The 1,273-nt window shown below is 64.1% G+C and carries 2 protein-coding genes; both read right to left on the reverse strand.

The window, feature by feature from the left end; genetic code table 11:
- Positions 1–44 precede the first annotated feature (44 nt).
- Complete coding sequence (locus tag AWB95_RS14620) at positions 45–962, reverse strand: IS630 family transposase (RefSeq protein WP_238600964.1); 918 nt, start codon at positions 960–962, stop codon at positions 45–47.
- Positions 922–1,197: a helix-turn-helix domain-containing protein gene (locus AWB95_RS23790; RefSeq protein ID WP_232315635.1), complete on the reverse strand. Its 276-nt coding sequence runs from the start codon at positions 1,195–1,197 to the stop codon at positions 922–924. The genes AWB95_RS14620 and AWB95_RS23790 overlap by 41 nt, the downstream gene beginning before the upstream one ends.
- Positions 1,198–1,273: the final 76 nt, after the last annotated feature.

The raw sequence follows: 1,273 nt of genomic DNA on the forward strand, positions 1-1,273 counted from the left end.
AGTGGTCTGGGTCGGAATTTCGGTGACGTATTTGCGTGTGGCGTTTAGGCGGCTGGCGTCAGCTGAGCGTTCTCGTGTGCGGTGATGCGGGCGAGTAGGTTGTTGAGGTCGGCTGTGGTGAAGTTCCATTCGAATGGTGTGGCGATCTGTTGGTAGTACTGCTCGAACTCGAGCAGTCTGGTTTCGACTTCGTCGAGGTTGTGGAAGTCGTTGGGTGCGAGCACCTTTCGTTGCACGACGGAGAAGTAGATCTCGACCTGGTTGAGCCAGGAGGCGTGTTTGGGCAGGTGGATCAGCCGCAGGGTGGGCCAGCGGGCCTGCAATCGTTTGGCGGAGGCGTGGCCGCGGTGCGAGGAGCCGTTGTCGACGATCCAGAACACCCGCCGGGCCGAGTCGTAGGGTGCGCTGGTCATCACCTGGGCGACGAGCCGGTCGAAGGCGTCGATGCCAGTGGTGGGCTCGCAGCGGCCGAACACTCTCGCGTGGTGTACATCCCAGGCGGCCAGGTAGGCCAGGGCGCCGCCGCGGCCGTATTCGTGTTCAATACGCGCCGGGCGGCCGGGTGCCGGTGGCGTGCCGGGGTGTTTGCGGATGCGGGCCTGGATGGAGGTCTTCTCGTCGGCGCTGATCACGTACTCGTCGGCGGCCAGCGGGGTCTGATCGAAGCGGCGTGCGTACAGGTCGAGCACGCGCGCGGCCTTGGGGGCGAAGTCGGGGTCGCGGGGGAAGATCCAGGACCGGTGCTGCCAGGGTTTGATCGCGTCGGCGCACAGCCAGCGCCAGATGGTGGTGCCCGAGATGGCGGCGACGATGCCTTGCTCGACGGCGGTGCGGGCCAGGTCCGGGCAGTGCCAGCGGGCCAGTGGGACACCGGCGGTGGTAGGCAGTTCGCAGGCCAGCGCTTTGACCGCGACGATGACCTCAGGGGGAAAAACTCGGGGGTCGTCCTCCCCGGGGTTGATCGGCCAGTCCGGGCAGGCGGTGCTCGTGAAAGCGTTTGCGCCACTTGGATACCACTTGGCGGGGAGTGTCCAGGCGGGCGGCGATTTCGTCGTTGCCCAGTCCCTCGGCGGCATAGAGGACGATCTTGGCCCGCACGACTTCTGAATACGGTGACGTATATCTGCGGGCACGGGCTTCTAACTCGGTGCGCTCGGCATCGGTCAAGGTAAGGAGATATGGGCTCGTACGTGGCATGTTCGTCCCTCCTTGAGGGAACCATGACACGTAATCGTACAAAAGTGTGGGATCTAAATTACGTCACTGTAATTAT

Source organism: Mycobacterium celatum, assembly GCF_002101595.1.
Classification (GTDB): Bacteria; Actinomycetota; Actinomycetes; order Mycobacteriales; family Mycobacteriaceae; genus Mycobacterium; species Mycobacterium celatum.